The organism is Acinetobacter terrae (assembly GCF_002135195.1).
Classification (GTDB): Bacteria; Pseudomonadota; Gammaproteobacteria; order Pseudomonadales; family Moraxellaceae; genus Acinetobacter; species Acinetobacter terrae.
Genome location: NZ_NEGF01000014.1, coordinates 62,838 through 81,773 on the forward strand (window position 1 = coordinate 62,838; position 18,936 = coordinate 81,773).

Annotated in this window: 19 protein-coding genes and 5 pseudogenes; 10 read left to right on the forward strand and 14 right to left on the reverse strand. The window is 38.9% G+C overall.

Going from position 1 to position 18,936, the window contains the following annotated elements:
* Positions 1–3: 3 nt before the first annotated feature.
* Entirely contained in the window at positions 4–294 is a 291-nt protein-coding gene (gene paaB / locus B9T23_RS14235) for a 1,2-phenylacetyl-CoA epoxidase subunit PaaB (protein ID WP_067723107.1), read from the reverse strand.
* 31 nt (positions 295–325) lie between these two features.
* A complete protein-coding gene (paaA, locus tag B9T23_RS14240; RefSeq protein WP_067723108.1) occupies positions 326–1,270 on the reverse strand; it encodes a 1,2-phenylacetyl-CoA epoxidase subunit PaaA in 945 nt (314 codons plus the stop codon).
* A 261-nt stretch (positions 1,271–1,531) separates the two neighbouring features.
* Here paaA and paaZ point away from each other — a divergent pair, with 261 nt between their 5' ends.
* Both paaZ and B9T23_RS14250 read left to right on the forward strand, forming a co-directional pair.
* Positions 1,532–3,643 (forward strand): phenylacetic acid degradation bifunctional protein PaaZ, encoded by a 2,112-nt coding sequence (gene paaZ, locus B9T23_RS14245; protein ID WP_086194571.1) that lies wholly within the window; start codon positions 1,532–1,534, stop codon positions 3,641–3,643.
* A gap of 190 nt (positions 3,644–3,833) precedes the next feature.
* Positions 3,834–5,273, forward strand: coding sequence for a spinster family MFS transporter (locus B9T23_RS14250; RefSeq protein ID WP_067723111.1), 1,440 nt, complete (start codon positions 3,834–3,836; stop codon positions 5,271–5,273).
* Positions 5,274–5,612: 339 nt separating this feature from the next.
* Here B9T23_RS14250 and trpA read toward each other — a convergent pair whose 3' ends face one another.
* Positions 5,613–6,398 carry a tryptophan synthase subunit alpha gene (gene trpA, locus B9T23_RS14255; protein ID WP_067723113.1) on the reverse strand — a complete coding sequence of 262 codons (786 nt, stop codon included), beginning with the start codon at positions 6,396–6,398 and terminating at the stop codon, positions 5,613–5,615.
* Positions 6,395–7,606, reverse strand: a complete 1,212-nt coding sequence (gene trpB, locus B9T23_RS14260) for a tryptophan synthase subunit beta (RefSeq protein ID WP_086194572.1) — start codon at positions 7,604–7,606, stop codon at positions 6,395–6,397. Before trpB ends, trpA begins: the two co-directional genes overlap by 4 nt.
* A gap of 102 nt (positions 7,607–7,708) precedes the next feature.
* On the opposite strand from trpB, the gene B9T23_RS14265 reads away from it, so the two are divergent.
* Complete coding sequence (locus tag B9T23_RS14265) at positions 7,709–8,590, forward strand: LysR substrate-binding domain-containing protein (RefSeq protein WP_067723115.1); 882 nt, start codon at positions 7,709–7,711, stop codon at positions 8,588–8,590.
* A 13-nt stretch (positions 8,591–8,603) separates the two neighbouring features.
* Here B9T23_RS14265 and B9T23_RS17060 read toward each other — a convergent pair.
* The 3 genes and pseudogenes from B9T23_RS17060 to ribA all read right to left on the reverse strand — a co-directional run.
* Positions 8,604–8,901, reverse strand: a pseudogene (locus tag B9T23_RS17060) (ISNCY family transposase); the annotation flags it as partial.
* A 149-nt stretch (positions 8,902–9,050) separates the two neighbouring features.
* Positions 9,051–9,836, reverse strand: coding sequence for a MipA/OmpV family protein (locus tag B9T23_RS14270; RefSeq protein ID WP_086194573.1), 786 nt, complete (start codon positions 9,834–9,836; stop codon positions 9,051–9,053).
* Between the two features lie 44 nt (positions 9,837–9,880).
* Positions 9,881–10,486, reverse strand: coding sequence for a GTP cyclohydrolase II (gene ribA, locus B9T23_RS14275; RefSeq protein WP_171255147.1), 606 nt, complete (start codon positions 10,484–10,486; stop codon positions 9,881–9,883).
* 724 nt (positions 10,487–11,210) lie between these two features.
* On the opposite strand from ribA, the gene B9T23_RS14280 reads away from it, so the two are divergent.
* On the forward strand, positions 11,211–11,405 hold the full coding sequence (locus B9T23_RS14280; protein WP_067723122.1) for a hypothetical protein: 195 nt from the start codon (positions 11,211–11,213) through the stop codon (positions 11,403–11,405).
* A gap of 88 nt (positions 11,406–11,493) precedes the next feature.
* Positions 11,494–11,756: pseudogene (locus tag B9T23_RS17260) on the forward strand (DUF4236 domain-containing protein); the annotation flags it as partial.
* A gap of 274 nt (positions 11,757–12,030) precedes the next feature.
* On the opposite strand, the gene B9T23_RS16675 reads toward B9T23_RS17260, so the two are convergent.
* Positions 12,031–12,180 carry a hypothetical protein gene (locus B9T23_RS16675; protein ID WP_228139707.1) on the reverse strand — a complete coding sequence of 50 codons (150 nt, stop codon included), beginning with the start codon at positions 12,178–12,180 and terminating at the stop codon, positions 12,031–12,033.
* Positions 12,181–12,500: 320 nt separating this feature from the next.
* On the opposite strand from B9T23_RS16675, the pseudogene B9T23_RS17265 reads away from it, so the two are divergent.
* From B9T23_RS17265 to B9T23_RS14290, 3 genes and pseudogenes are all read left to right on the forward strand, one after another.
* Positions 12,501–12,625 (forward strand): annotated as a pseudogene (locus B9T23_RS17265) (IS3 family transposase); the annotation flags it as partial.
* 359 nt (positions 12,626–12,984) lie between these two features.
* The gene (locus B9T23_RS14285; RefSeq protein ID WP_004649268.1) at positions 12,985–13,200 is read left to right on the forward strand and encodes a cold-shock protein; all 216 of its coding nucleotides are present in this window, start codon (positions 12,985–12,987) and stop codon (positions 13,198–13,200) included.
* Positions 13,201–13,309: 109 nt separating this feature from the next.
* Entirely contained in the window at positions 13,310–13,510 is a 201-nt protein-coding gene (locus tag B9T23_RS14290) for a hypothetical protein (protein ID WP_067723124.1), read from the forward strand.
* A 113-nt stretch (positions 13,511–13,623) separates the two neighbouring features.
* On the opposite strand, the gene nudC is transcribed toward B9T23_RS14290, so the two are convergent.
* Positions 13,624–14,391, reverse strand: coding sequence for an NAD(+) diphosphatase (gene nudC, locus B9T23_RS14295; RefSeq protein ID WP_086194574.1), 768 nt, complete (start codon positions 14,389–14,391; stop codon positions 13,624–13,626).
* A gap of 366 nt (positions 14,392–14,757) precedes the next feature.
* Here nudC and B9T23_RS14300 point away from each other — a divergent pair, with 366 nt between their 5' ends.
* Together B9T23_RS14300 and B9T23_RS14305 are read left to right on the forward strand one after the other, a co-directional pair.
* Positions 14,758–16,281 carry a cryptochrome/photolyase family protein gene (locus B9T23_RS14300; protein WP_067723128.1) on the forward strand — a complete coding sequence of 508 codons (1,524 nt, stop codon included), beginning with the start codon at positions 14,758–14,760 and terminating at the stop codon, positions 16,279–16,281.
* Between the two features lie 45 nt (positions 16,282–16,326).
* Positions 16,327–16,428, forward strand: a complete 102-nt coding sequence (locus B9T23_RS14305) for a DUF2256 domain-containing protein (RefSeq protein ID WP_081406193.1) — start codon at positions 16,327–16,329, stop codon at positions 16,426–16,428.
* Between the two features lie 10 nt (positions 16,429–16,438).
* On the opposite strand, the gene B9T23_RS14310 is transcribed toward B9T23_RS14305, so the two are convergent.
* The 5 genes and pseudogenes from B9T23_RS14310 to B9T23_RS14325 all read right to left on the reverse strand — a co-directional run bounded on the left by B9T23_RS14310 (position 16,439) and on the right by B9T23_RS14325 (position 18,932).
* The gene (locus B9T23_RS14310) at positions 16,439–16,690 is read right to left on the reverse strand and encodes a TIGR03643 family protein (RefSeq protein WP_265733067.1); all 252 of its coding nucleotides are present in this window, start codon (positions 16,688–16,690) and stop codon (positions 16,439–16,441) included.
* 257 nt (positions 16,691–16,947) lie between these two features.
* A pseudogene (locus B9T23_RS14315) lies at positions 16,948–17,691 on the reverse strand (IS982 family transposase); the annotation flags it as partial.
* Between the two features lie 25 nt (positions 17,692–17,716).
* A pseudogene (locus B9T23_RS14320) lies at positions 17,717–18,108 on the reverse strand (RNA-guided endonuclease InsQ/TnpB family protein); the annotation flags it as partial.
* Between the two features lie 140 nt (positions 18,109–18,248).
* The gene (locus B9T23_RS16835; protein WP_165493783.1) at positions 18,249–18,398 is read right to left on the reverse strand and encodes a hypothetical protein; all 150 of its coding nucleotides are present in this window, start codon (positions 18,396–18,398) and stop codon (positions 18,249–18,251) included.
* A 225-nt stretch (positions 18,399–18,623) separates the two neighbouring features.
* Complete coding sequence (locus B9T23_RS14325) at positions 18,624–18,932, reverse strand: monooxygenase (protein WP_067723132.1); 309 nt, start codon at positions 18,930–18,932, stop codon at positions 18,624–18,626.
* Positions 18,933–18,936 lie beyond the last annotated feature (4 nt).

Genomic DNA, 18,936 nt, shown 5'->3' on the forward strand with positions numbered 1-18,936 from the left:
CCTTTACATGTGCTCGATGCCAGCTGGAATATTATAAAAGGTCGGATGGCGATAAACCTTGTCCAAAGCCGGTTCAAAAAATTCTGCTTTTTCATCTGGCTGTGAAGAAGTAATCAATTCAGATTTCACCACCCAGATACTGATGCCTTCATTGCGGCGGGTATACACATCGCGGGCATTTTGTAGTGCGACTTCCTCATCCGGTGCACGCAGGCTGCCAACATGACGGTGACTTAGACCCTGTTTACTACGCACAAACACTTCATAAAGTGACCAGTTTTTTTTGTTATTCATGAGCAAATTTCCTTATATTGATCAAACTGTTTTAAGCAACCTTTTGTGCTTCTGACTGTTGCTGCTGTTTCTGCGCATAGACTGCTGCTGAATCACGTACCCACTTGCCGCCTTCCCAAGCTTTGCGGCGTGCTTCAATACGCTCATGGTTACAAGGCCCCTTGCCTGCAAGAATCGCAAAGAACTCATCCCAATTGATTTCACCAAATTCATAATGTCCGGTTGCTTCATTGAATTTGAGGTCTGGATCTGGAACGGTTAAACCAAGCTGTAAGACTTGCGATACAGTGTTATCGACAAATTTCTGACGTAGCTCATCGTTGCTGAATAATTTAATTTTCCACTGCATACTTTGTGCACTGTTCGGTGAATTATCATCACTTGGACCAAACATCATCAGTGCTGGCCACCAGAAACGGTTCACTGCATCCTGTGCCAATTGCTTTTGTTCCGGCGTACCATTGGCCAATTCCATCATGGCTTCAAAGCCCTGACGCTGATGAAAACTCTCTTCTTTACAGACGCGCACCATGGCACGTGCATAAGGACCATAAGAAGTACGGCAAAGCGCAACCTGATTGACAATTGCTGCACCATCCACCAGCCAGCCAATCGCTGCAACATCGGCCCAGCTCAGGGTTGGATAGTTAAAAATTGAAGAATATTTCATGCGACCGGCAATCAGTTTATCCATCATGTCGTCACGATCTGCACCCAAGGTTTCTGCAGCACTGTACAGGTACAAAGCATGACCGGCTTCATCCTGGACTTTTGCCATCAGCACGGCTTTACGTTTCAAGGTCGGTGCACGGGTAATCCAGTTTCCTTCTGGCAACATGCCCACCACTTCAGAGTGTGCATGCTGACCAATCTGACGAATCAAGGTCTTACGATAAGCATCCGGCATCCAGTCCTTCGGCTCGATAGAAATATCCTTTTCAATCTTTTGATCAAAGATTTGTTGTTGATTATTCATTGTTCCCTCACTTATCCCAAGTGTTGATATATTTAAATTAAAACGATACATAATTAAAATCAATACATATTTATTGGTATCATTTAATTTTTACAACATATTCACAACAAGTATATGTTTTATATAATTAAATATTTTTTATTTTATTGTTAATCATTTTTAAACACACATTTGTGATTGACATTTCAGCTTTTTAATCACAAATTATGAAACATCAAAATTAAAATACTTCCCAAAACGTATCATAAATGGAGTTTTACAATGTTAGAGTTAGATAGCGGCTCGAGCGCAATGGATTATCAAGATACTGAGTCACAAAATAATCCTATTTTCATCAAAAGCTTAGCTTCACTGGTCTATGGTCAGGAATACACCGCTCAAGCCGATTTACGTACGGTTTATCATGCCATTAGCGGTGAAGCTGTTTATCAGGTCGGCAGTCAGGCCATCGATACCCAAGCCGTGGTGAAGTATGCCAAACAAAAAGGCGCGACTATTGCCACATGGACTTTCCATCAACGTGCCAATGCACTGAAGCAAGTGGCACAGTATTTGATGGAACGCAAAGAAGAATTTTACCAGCTTGCCAAAGCAACCGGCTGTACCCGTAAAGATGCCTGGATTGATATTGAAGGCGGGGTTGGGACCTTATATGCCTATTCAAGTTTGGTGCGTCGCGAACTAAGTGATGAAACAGCGTGGGTCGAAGATGCCTGGATTCCTCTTTCTAAGCAAGGTAGCTTTGGCGCGAAACATATTCTGACGCCTAAAGCCGGTGTCGCTGTCCATATCAATGCCTTTAACTTTCCGATCTGGGGCATGCTGGAGAAAATCGCACCATCTTTACTGGCAGGCGTACCCTGTATTGTCAAACCGGCCACTGAAGGTGCCGAGCTGACCCATGCCGTGGTCAAAGCCATTCATGAAAGCGGTTTCTTGCCAGAAGGTTCACTGCAGCTCATTTGCGGACAGGTCTATGATTTATTTGATCATTTGAATCCTCAAGATACGGTCACCTTTACCGGTTCTGCTTCAACAGGGCAAAAACTGCGTTCGCATCCACACTTAAATGCCTACTCAATTCCGTTCACCATGGAAGCAGACTCGGTCAACAGTGCGATTTTGACGACGCAAGCCAATGGTGAAACGATTGATTTATTTGTCCGTGAAGTTTTCCGTGAAATGACCACCAAAGCCGGACAAAAATGTACCGCCATTCGTCGTGCCTTTGTGCCAGCCGCACTTTTAGACACCGTACAAAGCAGACTGATTGAAAAACTGAAAAAAGTCGTGGTGGGCGATCCTGCTCAAGAAGACGTCAGCATGGGGGCTTTGGCCAGCGTCAAACAGAAAGAGGATGTCGCTGCAAAAGTTGAACAGCTAAGCCAGGATGCAGAGATTGTGTTCGGTAGTCACTTGCGTCAGGACTTTATTCTTCAAGTACAAGATACCGAGAAGTCTGCATGTTATCCACCGACGGTCTTGGTATGCAAAGCACCGGCTCAGGCAGAAAACATTCATAAGATCGAAGCCTTTGGGCCTGTGGTCACTTTAATGCCGTATGGTGATCTGGTTCAGCTTGCTGACTTGGTGGCACGTGGCGAAGGTAGCCTGGTGGCATCCATCGTACGCAATACCGATGAAAATATTGAACAACTGCTCAGCAAAATTGCGCCATGGCATGGTCGTGTACATATTCTGGATGCAGAAAGTGCCAAAGAAAGTACCGGACATGGTTCTCCATTACCTTTACTGGTTCATGGTGGACCGGGTCGTGCCGGTGGGGGTGAAGAACTCGGTGGCTTGCGTGCAGTCAAACATTATATGCAACGTACTGCGATTCAAGGCTCGCCAAATGCTATGACCCAAGTTGGCCATAGCTGGACTGCCGGAGCTCAGGTCTTTGAAGACCGAGTGCATCCTTTTAAAAAATCATTTGATGAATTGCGTATTGGTGAACGTTTGCTGACTGCGCGACGTACCGTGACAGAAGCCGATCTGGTTAACTTTGGTTGTCTGAGTGGTGACTTCTTCTATGCGCATATGGACAAAATTGCTGCGGCAGAATCCCTGTTTGGTGAACGTGTTGCACATGGTTATTTTGTCGTGTCTGCTGCAGCCGGTTTATTCGTTGATGCCGCTCCGGGTCCGGTCATTGCCAACTATGGCATGGACAACTTGCGCTTTGTGGAACCTGTGAAAATTGGTGATACCCTTCAGGTGGAACTGACCTGTAAGCAGAAAACCCCGAAAGCGCTGCGCGATCCGGCACAAAAACCACATGGTGTAGTGGTCTGGGATATTAAAGTCAAAAATCAGCGCAATGAACTGGTCGCAACTTATGATATTTTGACCCTGGTTGAACGTGGCTAAAAATTCAAACTCAAAAAAAGGAATCATTATGATTCCTTTTTTTTATTATAAAAATTTATTTGTATCCTTTTATGGAAATTGATTGACGCAAATAAAATTAAACTCTAGATTAGATGATACGATACATAATAAAAATAATATCAATATTATAAGTATCAAAATATCTCAAACGATCAACATAGGATGTTGCATGATGAATGATAAATCGCTGGACATAGAAATGGTTGAAAGGACGCTTCAACCCGAAAATCAAAGTTTTGAGCCTACCTCTGTAGAAACAGGATCGCCTGTTTCTGAACAGACTCAGCCGCCCAAAGAAAGTAGTACCTATCAATGGTATGTGGTGGTGATCTGTATGCTGGCTTACATTTTGTCATTTGTAGACCGTCAAATTTTATCGTTAATGATTGAGCCGATTAAAGCCGATTTAATGCTGAGTGATACCCAGTTCAGCTTATTGCAAGGACTCGCGTTCTCGTTATTTTATGCGATTATGGGTCTTCCTATTGCCGCGCTAGCTGATCGAAAGTCCCGGATTAAAATTATTGCGACAGGTATTGCTTTCTGGAGTCTTGCCACGGCAGCCTGTGGTTTAACTAAAAACTTCATTCAAATGTTTTTGGCACGTTTGAGTGTGGGTGCAGGTGAAGCCGCACTTTCCCCAGCATTTTATTCGATTGTCGCTGATTTATTTCCTAAAGAAAAATTAGGCCGTGCACTCGGTGTTTATGCCATTGGCGCCTTTATTGGTTCAGGTTTAGCTTTCCTGATTGGCGGCTATGTGATTGGGCTATTAAAAGACATCAGTTTCGTGGCTTTACCGGTGATTGGTGAAGTGAAGACCTGGCAACTCACCTTTATGATTGTGGGCTTACCCGGTGTATTGCTTGCACTTCTCATGGTGCTGACGGTACGTGAACCTGCTCGTAAGGGTATGAAAGTTGGTCAAGATGGTCAGGTTGTTAAGGCTTCCTTCAAGAACTCGATTGGCTTTATTAAGACGCATAAAAAGACTTTCTTCTGTCATTTTATTGGTTTTTCTTTTTATACCATGATGTTGTATTCACTTCTGGGCTGGGCACCTGCTTATTACATGCGTAACTTCGGCCTTGATGCAAGCCAGACCGGTTATATCTTAGGTAGCATCATTTTAGTGGCGAATACCTCTGGTGCCTTATTCTGTGGCTGGTTGATCGACTTCTTCTCTAAACGTGGATACAGTGATGCTGCTATCCGTTCCGGTGCAATCGGCTGTGCAGCCTTAATCGTTCCAAGTGTATTGTTTACCCAGGTCGACAACATCTATTTATCATTTGCCCTGATATCTGTGGCTATGTTCTTCTCAACATTCCCGATTCCGGCATCTGCAGCCGCAACTCAAATGCTGACACCAAACCAACTACGTGCACAAGTTTCTGCCAAATTCCTGCTTATCTCAAATATGATTGCCCTTGGGATAGGAACCACCGCTGTTGCTTTAATTACTGATAAATATTTCCAAAACACCGTAATGGTGGGAAATTCCATTTCAATTGTGAATGCTGTCGCAGGTGTAATTGGAATGTTTTTACTGTTCAAAGGCTGTAAATATTATCGAGAAAGCATGAAGGTTGAAAAACTGGATGAATAAGATAATCAATGAATGCCAATAAAACTTTATTAGCTCCAATTTAAAAGCTTTAAATATTTCCTCTCTCGGGTCTGTTGAGAATTAAATCTGGTTAATTCTCAACAGACCCGAGATTTGGGCTTTTTTAGATTCGTGTAATAACTAAAAACACCTATAACTCATTTAAATGCGGCAAATCTAAGCGTGCAATTTCAAAGACTTCTTTAGCATTCAGCATCAATTCTGCCACTTCAATTCCCAGATCGCGCCACCCTTTATACCCTTCTCACACCATAAAAAGTGACTAATCCTAGAAGTAAAAAATGGGAGAATAGAATTCTCTTCTCCCTTTATACAAAATTATTTAGTTTGTTTAAGTACCTGTGAAAAAGCTCTTACTTTCTCTAAAGTAGCATCCACGCCTTGCTTAAAAAAAGTTTCAACCAGTGCTGAACCGATAACAACCATATCTACTTTATTTGCTAAGGTTTTAACTTGGCTTTCATTTTTGATCCCAAAGCCAATTGCAATAGGGATATTAAAGATTGGTTTTATTTCAGCAATCTTTTTTTCAAGATTGGGCAGATTTAAATTTCCTCCGGTTAGGCCATTTTCTGCAACATGATATAAGAACCCTGTCGCACTTGCTGAGATTTGCTCTAACCTCTCAACAGGAGTAGTTGGAGCTGTCATAGAAATTAAGTGCATATTTTTTGCATTTAATATCAATTTAAAATGGTCTTGATATTCAAGCGGTGCATCTAGAATAAGGAGGCCTTCAATAAGGTTTTCTGTTTCACATACAAGTTTTTCAAAACCATATTGCAGAATAGGATTTAAATAAGTCATGAATACAATAGGTGTCTTGTTATCATTCAACCTTATTTCTTTGACTAATTCGATAGTCTTATTCACTGTTTGACCAGCACTTAAAGCTCTGATATGGGCAGCTTGAATAATTTCTCCATCTGCAACAGGATCAGAAAATGGAATGCCAATTTCAATAATATCTGCTCCAGCTTGGCCTAATTGACTAAACAAATTAGAGCTTTCTGCGAAACCAGGATCTCCGGCAGTAAAATAACACACCAGACCGCTTCGATTTTCCTGTTTTAATTCCTTTAATTTTTGGTCTAAACGGTTCATTCTGTTACTCCTGCGAGATATTTTTTGACTGTATTTAAATCTTTGTCACCTCTTCCACTTAAATTGACAATAATAGTCTGTTCAGGCTGCATTTCTTTGGCCAGCTTAATTGCATATGCGATAGCATGAGCACTCTCTAACGCCGGTATAATTCCCTCCTGTTGACTTAAAATCTGAAATGCATCGACTGCATCCTTATCATTTACAGTTACATAAGTAACGCGCCCTGTTTCAAACAGGATACCGTGCTCAGGACCCACCCCAGGATAATCTAATCCTGCCGATATCGAATGTCCGTCTAGAATCTGTCCATCTAAATCTTGTAATAAGTAAGTCAAATTACCATGCAGGACGCCAACTTTACCTTTTGAAATAGATGCAGCGTGCTCACCGCTGTTTGTTCCTTTTCCACCAGCCTCAACCCCAAACATTTTGATATTCGTATCTTGTAGAAATGGGTGCATTAGTCCCAGTGCGTTGGATCCGCCACCCACACAGGCAACTAAAGCATCAGGTAGTTTATTTTCTTTCAGCAGTATTTGATTTTTAGCTTCTATGCCAATAATTTTCTGAAACTCTCTCACTATGGTTGGATAGGGATGAGGGCCTGCACCGGTTCCTAAGAGATAATAGGTCGTGTCTACATTACTGATCCAGTCACGTAATGCCTCATTCATAGCATCTTTTAGGGTTCCACGACCTTTCTGAACGCTTTTAACTTCGGCGCCTAGTAATTTCATTCGATCAACATTCATTTGCTGACGATGAACATCCGTTTCACCCATGTAAATGGTGCATTTAAGCTTGAAGAGAGCACATACTGTTGCTGTTGCAACACCATGTTGTCCAGCACCTGTTTCTGCAATAATTCTTGTTTTACCCATTAATTTAGCCAACAAGATTTGTCCAACACAATTATTAATCTTATGGGCACCTGTATGGTTCAGATCTTCTCTTTTAAGATATATTTTGGCTCCTCCAGCATACATTGTTAGATTTTTTGCATAAAAAAGAGGGCTAGGTCGACCAACAAAATCGGTTAAAATGTGTCGATATTCAGTCCAAAACTCGGCTTTATTTCGAATAATATTAAATTCCCGCTCTAAATCTTGAAGTGCAGGCATAAGACTTTCAGGCATGTAGCACCCGCCAAATCTTCCAAAAAAGCCTGATTTATCAGAACCATTACCTGTATAAAGTATTGTCATTTCATATCACTTGAAGAATCAAAATTTTCTTAATCTTAAAAGATTTCCATTTTTTATATAATTGATATATTTTTAGATCATGATGTTAGAAAAATTCACACCATGAAAGGTAGAAAGTTACCACCGTTAAATGCTTTGAAAGCATTTGAAGCGGTGGCTAGAAATAGAAGTTTCAGCTTAGCTGCAGAAGAACTATGCGTAACCCATAGTGCTGTTAGCCATCAAATAAAACAGTTGGAAGAATGGCTTGAGAAAAAATTGTTTATTCGCCATTCATCAACTATTTCTTTAACAAGAGATGCAGAAGATTTATTCCGCCTTTGTACTCACTTTTTTAACGGTCTAGAAAAATGTGTCTTTGAATTAACAAATAAAGCTGCTGAAGTTGAAATTGTTATTGGAGCATCTCATAGTTTTATGGCTAATTGGCTAATTCCACGATTAGAAAAACTCGAAATAATTTATCCGAATATCCATGTTAAATTAATGACATGCAATGATTTAAAGTTACTGGAAAAAGAAAAAATTGATATTTTTATCAATAGTTTGAATCTAGGTCAAACGCTTCCGGAGTCTCTGGAGAAATACATGTTATTTCCTGATAACATGGGACCTATTTGTAATGGTAAAACATATGATTTAAATACGGTAAATGATATTTTGAATTATCCACTCCTTCATACCCATTCCAATAAAAACGCATGGCATATATGGTTGGATAGATCAGGGCTTAATTCTATCCCTAAATCTAGTGAACGTTATTTTGATAGTCTAAATTTAATGATAGAAGCCGCTGTTTCCGGGTTAGGTATTGCCATAGCACCTCAAATTTTAGTAGAAAAAGAAATATTGAATGGAAGGGTCATAGCTCCTTTTGGTTTTATATATTGTGACTATAACTTTTATGCGATAACAAGAAGAAATAGTTCTCACAGTGAGGTTATGAATATTGTTAATTGGTTAAAGAGCGAAGTTAAAGATTAGACACATAATAATTTGTTTTTATTGAGATATTGACGTTAGGAATGGTAGTGAACTTTCCATGCACTAAGGTGGATCCGAAACCATGGAATTGATCAGCGCCAATATTGAAGCACTTGAGTCTGAGTTCTTCAGGAAGTTGGGAGTTGCTGGTTTGGCCACGACCAGCATGGGCTAATCCAGCCACTTGAGTATTATATATTTGCCTTAAACGTCTGACTTGGCGTTCTGAAATGCAGTAGCTGAGCAGCCTGGGATTGAGTTATGCGTCGATCACCGACTTCTGGCAAGACTGATAATCGTTTATTCGACATAGAGCTGAATAGATTAAACCGCCCGCTAAGAAAATCTCTAATTGAGTATTCTAAAAGCGGACATTTTTACTTTGGAGAAACCGGACATTTCTATTTTGGGCTTACATTTTGACTTGGTATCAGCTGTATTACGTTAAGTTTAGATAAACTTAGAATTTATAGGTAATTCCCATAAAGAAGTTGGTCATTGAATCTTTATCAATTAAGGGACTATCTACTATTTTATCGGGTAAAAATTTATGCGTTACGGCCGAAGTTACTCTTATTTTTGGATTCAATGAGTAACTTGCCCCTAAGGAAAGATGCGGAATAATGAGGTTATTAGGTCTATATTTTTCTACGCCCTTAGCGACTTCGCTATCTAGTGTGCCGTAATAATAATTGGCTCGGCTATCTGACAACCATTCTACTCCCGCATTTGGCATAAGAGTCCATTGATTATTTAAGCGCCAAAAATACTGATAATTAGCTTTTACTTCTGCCGCATCACTGGCGTTGCCAATATCATTGACTGCTTGCACAGAAATAATGCCATAGGGTACTTTCACTATCGCTTCTAAACCAACATCAGCACTGATATCACGATCTTCTAATTGTACTCTACTTAAATTTTTTTGAGCCAACTTCGATTCATTTAAGTCATCAACATCAAGTTTATTCATATTGACGTTCACGATGCCATTCAAGGTGAATAACTCATTTTTATAGAGTTTCATGCCTGCATAGAGCCCACGTAAAAAGAAGCGATCTCCTTCATAAGATAATAGGGGAACTGGCGTAAGGTTTGTATCTTCGCCAATATATAGACCTGTGCTTCCAACAAGACCTAAGCCTGCACTGAAGCCTGTTGATTTTTTGATGGTAGGCTGACTTTCACCTGCAATTGCACTTAAGGGTATAAAAAAAATTGATAGTAGGATGATTTTATTTAGCATTTTTAGTCCAATATATTAATTTAGGAAATTAATGAAATTTACATCTACAAAAAGTCATATTTTTCATACATATGTGACATGCGTTCTTGTTTGGTTTGTAAATAACTTTGATTAAATATATTTAAGCCTACTGTTATAGCCACACGATCAACTACATTTACACCTAAACCTTTTAAGGCATTAATTTTAAGAGGATTATTAGTAATTAGTCTCACTTCTTTAACTTTTAAATAATCAAGCATAATCGTACACATATCATAGTGACGTGCATCTGCCGGTAAGTTTAAAATCAAATTTGCATCAACGGTATCATGTCCTTGATCTTGGAGCGCATAGGCACGAATTTTATTCGTCAAACCTATACCACGACCTTCTTGACGTAAATATAAAATAACTCCCTGACCTTCATCACTAATCATTTTCATTGTGGAATGTAATTGTGGACCACAATCACATTTTAATGAACCGAAAGCATCGCCAGTTAAGCATTCAGAATGTATTCGGACTAATATTGGTTTCATTGAAGTAGCGTCCAAGCCTTGAGAAAGAGCAAGATGTTCTTCACCTGTATCTGGATCTTGAAATACAATAATTTCAAAATCACCAAAAGCAGTCGGTAATTTAGATTTAGCCACGAATTTTATAGCCACAGATTCATCCATTTATATTTTAAAAGCCAATAAAATTATAATATTCTCTATTCAAAAAAAACAAACAAATAGAAAATAATTAACCAACAAAACCACACAAAACTGAATATAATAAAAACCAAATACTTGTTTTATAAAACCAAAAAATAAAACAATTCAGCTGATATCAGATTTAAATTAAAATACATTAATATAAATCATTAAAACAGGTATCAAATAAAAAATACTTACTACATCTAATGTAGTAAGTATTTCCGAAATTAGTCCGGATAAGGGTGACTGAAAATATCTTTAGATATTAAATTTCAATTGTAATAATAGTTCTTTCATAGTGAATTTTTTGTGAAGCGATATAACCAAAATAAGAATACTTAAAGAAATTTAGAATAATTGAAAAAAATGATATTTTTCTCAAAAGATATCAAGCGGACGAATGCAGAAAAAGTAATTCAACATTGAGGTTTAGATATCCTGTGCTTGAAATTAGAAACGTCCATATAGCAAATTTCTATTTGCTTATTAGATGCCCCCACACTTTATTGAATTTACATAAGAGCTTTTATGTTAAAGGGGCAGCAATTTAGATGATTATTCATGCTTCTAATTTAGAAAAACTTGCAGATTCCTCCATCTTCTGTAATGCTTTGGCTAAGGGTGTCAGGCATTTGCTTAGGCAGGTATTTGTTGTAGTCGGGCCGCTACAACATAGGAAAAGAGTACCTGTATGTTTAATCTCAATATTTTTAAAGCAATCTCTACAGAAGTCTTATCTATAAAAAATGACTTAGAGTTAAATACTGAAATTCAACTCATCAATAAATATAAAACGGCAAAGTCAAAAGCCTATAAAGAAGCTATTATTTATATTTTTAAAGATCGGGGCTATACCCGTCTTGAAATAGGTCAATTACTTGAATGAAAAATATTTATTTTAATAAATAATATTAGGGTAAGACTGGGTAGAATATACCTTAAATGCTAATCAATAGAAGAACTGCCCTGAATTCACCAGCGCCACTATTGGCAAACCCGGTGCTTTTCTAAATATTGGCAAAAAAGACACCTAAACTAGCGTGGGTATTCTAGGGACAGGTCTCTCTTATTCCAAACATCGTGTGTCCCTATACAAACAGGTCGAATACCCCCACTGAACTCCTCTCAGCAACCACCACCATTGAATAGCCCAAGTATGGAAACATCCAGATCAAATGTCTGGCTTTGGGTCATTTTTGGAATATTTTATTTTATGGTGGGTGCTTTCATTTTTTAGCAAGAATAGCGTTGTATTTTGATCAAAAAAAAAACGCCCCCATGGTTGAGTAGGCAAACCAAGGATCTTACGATCATTCAGAAACTACAGAGCGATTCTTTCTACAACTATACCTGTTATGTAAATAGGCAACTGGGGCTTAATATATCAAGCTTCATCATATTGCTGATTCCACAACTTAAAAGTGGATTTTGTTCTAGTTTTAATGAATTTTGGTTTTTTAAAGGAGCTTTTTTTATAGCTTCATCATTTTGTGGTTTTTTAAATTCTTAGACTATTCTAAATAGTCAGTACGTAACAGTATAACCTGTTGAGCTTGATATTGGCGATGAATGGTTAAATCCATTTTAGCAAGAGTTTGTGAGGTTAAATCTGACGGCTCACGTACTAATAAGCCTTGTAATGTTGTTAGTAAACTCTTCATTTTTCAATCCCCTATTCGATTTAAATCAATCACATGAATAGTGCTATTATGTAACACCAATATTTCAATACGATGAATCAAAATCATATTAAATGGCATCTATGGTTATCATCGCATCACGCTGGATCTTAAAGAGTTGGCTGAAAGCTGCGGACAAAATCGTGTACTCAAGATCATTAAAAATAATGGTATTATAGCTGTTCGAGGATATAAGAAGCATAAAAGCTATGGTCGTGGTCGTCCTCAGATTGTGTCACCAAATCACTTAAATCTAGAGTTTGCTGTGAACATCACGGATACCTTACGAAACAGTTTCTCAGGTGACTGATATTACATATATTCGGATCTGGCAAGGGGGTTATATCTGGCTGTAGTTCTTGATTTATATTCGAGAAAAGGGATCGGTTGGTCAATGAAACCTACTCTTTCCAAGGATCGAGTTGCAACTTAAATTTGGATAATAGGAGGAAAATTTAACTTCTAAATGTTAGTGCAACAAAGCCTGACAGAACTATACAATCCCATTCATTTTCCTTGCCAAACCTACTAGTTAAGCCAGACTAACCTTATTTTATTACAAGAAAAATAAATATACATATAAGAAAACTTGATTATTTTTATTTTTAGTGTATAGTTTACTTAACTAGAAAAAAAGTCTTGTTCCGGTAAATCTTTCTTAAGTATCGTCGTTTTAGTCATAATCCTTCGTTTTTTCAGATTTTAAGTGCCATTCTTTATTATTTTCAAAGTTATAATCAGTCAATAAAATGGCTAAAAATTATTAAAAAATCAGTAGGATTTATTATGTCAAACTCGAATGTTGTTAAAGGTACTGTAAAGTGGTTCAATGAAACTAAAGGTTTCGGTTTTATCCAACAAGAATCAGGCCCAGATGTTTTTGCTCATTTCAGCGAAATCGCTAGTTCAGGTTTCAAAACCTTACTTGAAGGTCAAATGGTCGAATTCAGTGTAGCACAAGGTCAAAAAGGACCGAATGCTGTAAATATTGTTGCTATCTAAGCAAATAATAGCCAGTAATAAAAAAAGCACTAATTAGTGCTTTTTTTATAATTTAAAATTTAATTTTAAAGTTGTTTTCCAAAATCATAATTTTATTCCAGGTATATTAATGCTTAAACAACTTATCAGTGTAAAAGATCAATTTGGGGTTAAACACTCAATTCAAGCCACTGTAGATCATCATTTTGAGAATACGCAATCTTATTCTCATGTAAAACATATTACAGTGGATGGCGAAGATATTCGGCCCAGCTTTGAAATGTTTTTTCAAAGTACCTTAAGTGGAAAAATTTTCAAGATTGATAGATGACGGAAACGAGCTAGCTCCTGCGCAAGTGTTGACAATAAAGATTACTTTTATTGGTGGCATAAATTTCATATCTTTCTTCTTCGAAAAGGAAGATGTATGCGAATACCTCTATTTCAAAGCCATTCTTTGGTATCATCTGCCACAGGCGTTCCATTCATTACATGCATGATCATGGCATGAGCGATGCTGCCCTGAAATGGAATCTCTGGCAACTGATTAAACTTGAAAAACTGAGCATCAGTCAGTTCATTTTCCTGTATTTGAATGTCGCCAGCATGATATGCTGCCTTAAATGCCATCATTAGGTTGCTCGGAAAAGGCCACGGCTGACTTGCTAGATATTTAATATTTTTGACCTGAAGCCCCACTTCTTCCAGCGTTTCACGACGCACAGCTTCCTCAAGTGTTTCACCCACTTCCACAAACCCGGCAATTAAACTGTACATCTGGGTTTTATTGCGGGCATTTTTCGCCAGTAAAATTTCATCTGGCCCGCGGGTAATGATAGTAATGACACAGGGATTGACTCTTGGATACTGATTATAGCCACAGGCAGGACAGACCATCGCATACTGGCTAACATGTTGCTGCGTCTGATGGCCACAATGACTGCAGAACTGATGATTACGACGCCATTCCAGTAACTGAACCGCGCGGCTTGCCTGTTCGAACTGCTGTCTACTCCACACCTGCACCAACTGCCGGATCGGAACGAGCTGATAGCCTTCAGGTACAGACTCATCCTCTTGCAGGTCCCGAGCAATGATTTCACCATCTTCAGACAAGTTCAGGTCATGCTGAAACCTTTCCACCTGAGGCAACTGAAAATTGTCGTCAACCAGCAGTTGCTGCTGTCTAAAAATATAAGCTTTTGAGTGCATGCTGATTCATATCCCTGGATTAAAAAAAATCCCATACAGGGGGTGTATGGGACAAAACTAAGGAAGCTTACATGGAGTAACTTCATGGAAAATATTAGGCGTAACCGATCTGAATTACAATCACAATAATTTGTATCTTTTTGATTAAAATCACATAATTTTCACAGCTGTTATGAAACAGATGAACTGGAAAAATTCAGGACAGTAAGTAGGCTTGCTAAGGATTCTTGTGCATCAATAGTCATGCATCGACACATGGGAAACCTTTAAAACTTAGCGATGATGGTTGCTGAGCAGAGTATTTTCACAAAAAATTGAACCCTCAGCATTTACACTGCTGTTTCCTCCACATCCTGAATCATGTTTATGCGTTTTGGTTTAATCCTCGGTGATCAACTTCATCATCAGCTGGCGACACTCAAATTCCTGGATCGTGCACAGGACGTCATCTTGATGGCGGAAGTGCTTGAGGAAAGTACTTATGTCGCCCATCATCCACAAAAAATAGCCCTGATTTTCAGCGCTATGCGCCACTTTGCCAAGGAACTCAAAGCACAGGGCTGGCGTGTCCGCTACCATCCCTTCCAACGTGACAGCAAGATTCGTAAACTAATTGATTTCGTTCATGCACAGCATCAACTGTTGCCAGCAACCGCACTGATCATCACCCACAGTGGTGAATACCGACTGCAGCATGACATTGAAAATCACTGGAGCATCCAGCTACAACTGCCGGTACACTGCCTGAATGACGATCGCTTTTTTTGCAGTCCTGCCCAGTTCCGGCAATGGGCCAGCCGGTACCACACCCTGCGCATGGAATATTTCTACCGTGAAATGCGCAAGCAAACGGGTTATTTAATGCAGGAGCAGCAGCCACTGGGTAAACAATGGAACTATGATAGTGCCAACCGCAAAACTTGGTCAGGCAAGCCATCCTTGCCTGCTCCGCTACGATTTAAGCTTGATCAGATTGATTTGGATGTGATTGAACTGGTAAGACGCGAGTTTCCCCAACACATAGGAGATATTGCAAATTTGCGCTGGGCAACTACCCGCAGCAATGCCCTCCTTGCACTGCAGCATTTCATTGCCAACAATTTACCTCATTTTGGTGATTACCAGGATGCCATGGTCTATGGTGAAGATACCCTGTTTCACAGCCTGCTGTCGCCCTATCTGAATTGCGGTCTGCTCGTGGCAAAAGAAGTCTGTGATGCCGCAGAAGCGGCTTATCACAGCGGTCATGCCCCACTCAATGCAGTAGAAGGCTTTATTCGACAAATTCTCGGCTGGCGGGAATATGTCCGTGGCATTTACTGGCTGCGGATGCCCGAATACGCCAACAGTAATGTATTGAATTATTCTGCTGCCCTGCCACAATTTTACTGGACAGGTCGAACTCAAATGACCTGCATGGCAGAATGCTTTCGCAATACTTTTGAACATGCCTACGCCCATCATATCCAGCGTCTGATGATTACCGGTAACTTTGCCCTGTTAAGCGGTGTGGATCCTCAGCAGATCAGTGAATGGTACCTGGCAGTCTATGCGGATGCTTATGAATGGGTGGAACTTCCAAACACTCTGGGCATGGTGATGCATGCCGATGGCGGTTTACTGGCGAGCAAGCCCTATGCGGCTTCCGGAAATTACATTCAAAAAATGTCCAATTACTGTAAGCACTGTCCTTACAATGTTAAAACAAGGACTGAAGCCGATAGTTGTCCTTTTAACAGCCTGTATTGGTATTTCATGATTAGGCATGAGGGAGTCTTCCGCTCCAATCCACGCATGGGCATGATTTATCGACAGCTGGATAAACTGCAGGACAAAGATCAGATCATTACGCATGCCCAACAGTTACTCAGTCAGGTTAATGAGTTATAGCAGCATGAAGAAAAGCATTTACCGGAAAAAACCTGTGCTCACTGCCTGCGTCCCTTTAGCTGGCGCAAGAAATGGCAACGCTGCTGGGATGAGGTCCGATATTGTTCTGAAAGATGCAAACGTCAATCCAAACAGCGCCGACCATAGAGTAACGTTGCTAGAAACGTTTGTACTGCCGCGAACAATAGGCCCGAATGACATCCGGTGAACGCAGTTGCAAATGTTTAGTTTTACGCCCTGTTACTCGTTCACGCCATAATTTAAAACTACTTGGTTTCATATTCTGACGCATTAAGCGAATCACTGCAGATTCATCCAAACCAAACTCACGCTGAATTGCTTCAAAAGGTGTTCTATCCTCCCAAGCCATTTCAATAATCCGTGACAGATCCGCTCCCACATATTCAATTACACTACGCACAACATGCCCCTTTTTCCTTTAATTTGTTTAAAAATATAGAAAGTTGATTGATTAAGTTCAAACGAATATCTATCTATATTTCCTGATCAGATCAAACTGACGGATGTCATTGTATGAAAAGGAATATGAAGAATTTGTGATTTTTTGGGCTGCTCTATATTTTTCTTATTCAATGCTATTCACGTGTAGGCCACATATAACACTTTGCATATCTTTTTAAGTAACCTGAGTTCGATGAAATCCGCTTAGCCTTTTAGCATATTTTGGAAAGTTGGCTTATTGGGATTCAAGCAATAAGCCACACAGCAGCCATGATATTCACTATGAAGTTATTCACCGAACGATGACGTGAATGTTCAAGTTGCTGTAAATTTTTTTAATTGATCATTCACTGTTTCGATCAATCCTCTTTTGCAAAGCAATTGTTCTTCTTCTTCAGTTTGGATGGATTTATTTTTCATATTCCTGCGTGATGGGGTCAATATTTTGAGTCCTCTTGCTGCTAAAGCTTCAGCTTTTGCTTTGCTCAAATAGCCTTTGTCTCCGAGTAGAATCCCTTTTAATTCTTGAGTTAAAGAGTCCAGTACAGCAACATCATGAACATTTCCTGATGTAAGCTTGAGATTAATAATTTCACCTAAATTATTGATAATAATATGTAATTTAAAACCATAAAACTAACCCGTACTACTTTTCCCACGATCAGCTAAACCTTTAAATACACGATGCCTTTTAATTCGAAGATTATGGAAAACCACCAATTAAGTGGAATCAATTATACTGATCCCTGTATCTTTTCCTTTCACTTGATGGAAGAAACTACTCAAAGCTTGCAAACAACAGGGCATGATTTCAATAAAGCGGTTGTAGCTAAGAAGTTTAGGAAAAGTAGATTTCCAGAATGGAACGATCATTTGGCAATAAAAATATTTGAAGAATCTAAACCCGAATTGATGAAATAAAATGACAATGGTCATTGCTTCAGAAAGTGGAGGATTCTAAAAGCGTCAGCTCTTAAGCGATTCCCTCACAGATTTCGCTAGTTTTCTGCTTCTTCGAGCGACCTTTACCGCATCCTCTCTCCACAGACAAAACCGTGTGTCCCACCGCAAGTATGTTACATGCAGCTTTAATATCTGCATTTGCAACATAACCACATTCGACACACTCAAATTTAGCTTGAGTCTGTCGATTTTCTTTTGCTACATGACCGCATTTGTTACACGTTTGACTGGTGTACTGAGGATTTACCTTAAGCAGTAAACCACCTTTCCATGCTTGCTTGTGCTCAAGCATATTCATCATCATCGACCAACCTTGATCTAGGATTGATTTGTTCAAGCCTGACTTGGCTTTAAAATTCTTTCCTTTTTGCTCAATGTACCGCTTGCAGATTTCGACATATTTAATTGCTGGAATTTATAATATAGAACTGAGCAAAAAGTGATTTATTAAAGATCTATTCTGTTCCAAAAAACTCATTAAATTTTTATAAAAAAATAAGCTATTTATAGCTCCTATTCAAAAAATATATTATGTTTAACGCTTATTCTAAATAATCTGTACGTAATAGAGAGATCTGTTGGGCATGGTATTGGCGACGAATTGTCACATCCATTTTAGAAATCGCTTGTGTAGTTAAGTGTGACTGCTCATATGCCAATAAACCTTGTAATTTTTTGAATAAACTTATCATTTTTCTATTTCCCTCAAGTTCTTAAACCAAATTTAATGAGATTATTTTTTATTATAAATGTTTAATTTATATGAATATAATTATTATATTTTATGAAATATAGGATTCACTGACGATTCATAGCGGCAACGCAATAAGGAGTAAAGCTAGAGCAAAGGAGGTTTAAATATACCTGATCTTTTTTAGTCAAGATCAGGCATATTGTAATCCACATGTGCAATTCAGTTATTTTAAGAAGTTTGCTTGATTAATATCAGATAATGCTGAGTTGATCTGAAATATTTTTCCACGAATATTTTTTACCCCAAAACTCGTCAGACGCGCAGTGTGCATTTTTAAATACTTTTCTGCATTTTCTTGATTATCAAATAGGTAGATACCCCCTGCTTCTTCAGTATCCCTATTTTCTGTCCAGATTTTCCAGATCATGCCTGTTTCTTGATTAATGCTTTCAGCAAGAGTTTGATAGGCTTGGCTCATTGCTTCACCAAATGGGCCTTGAGATGGGAAATCTACCTGAAGAATAACGGTCATTGTT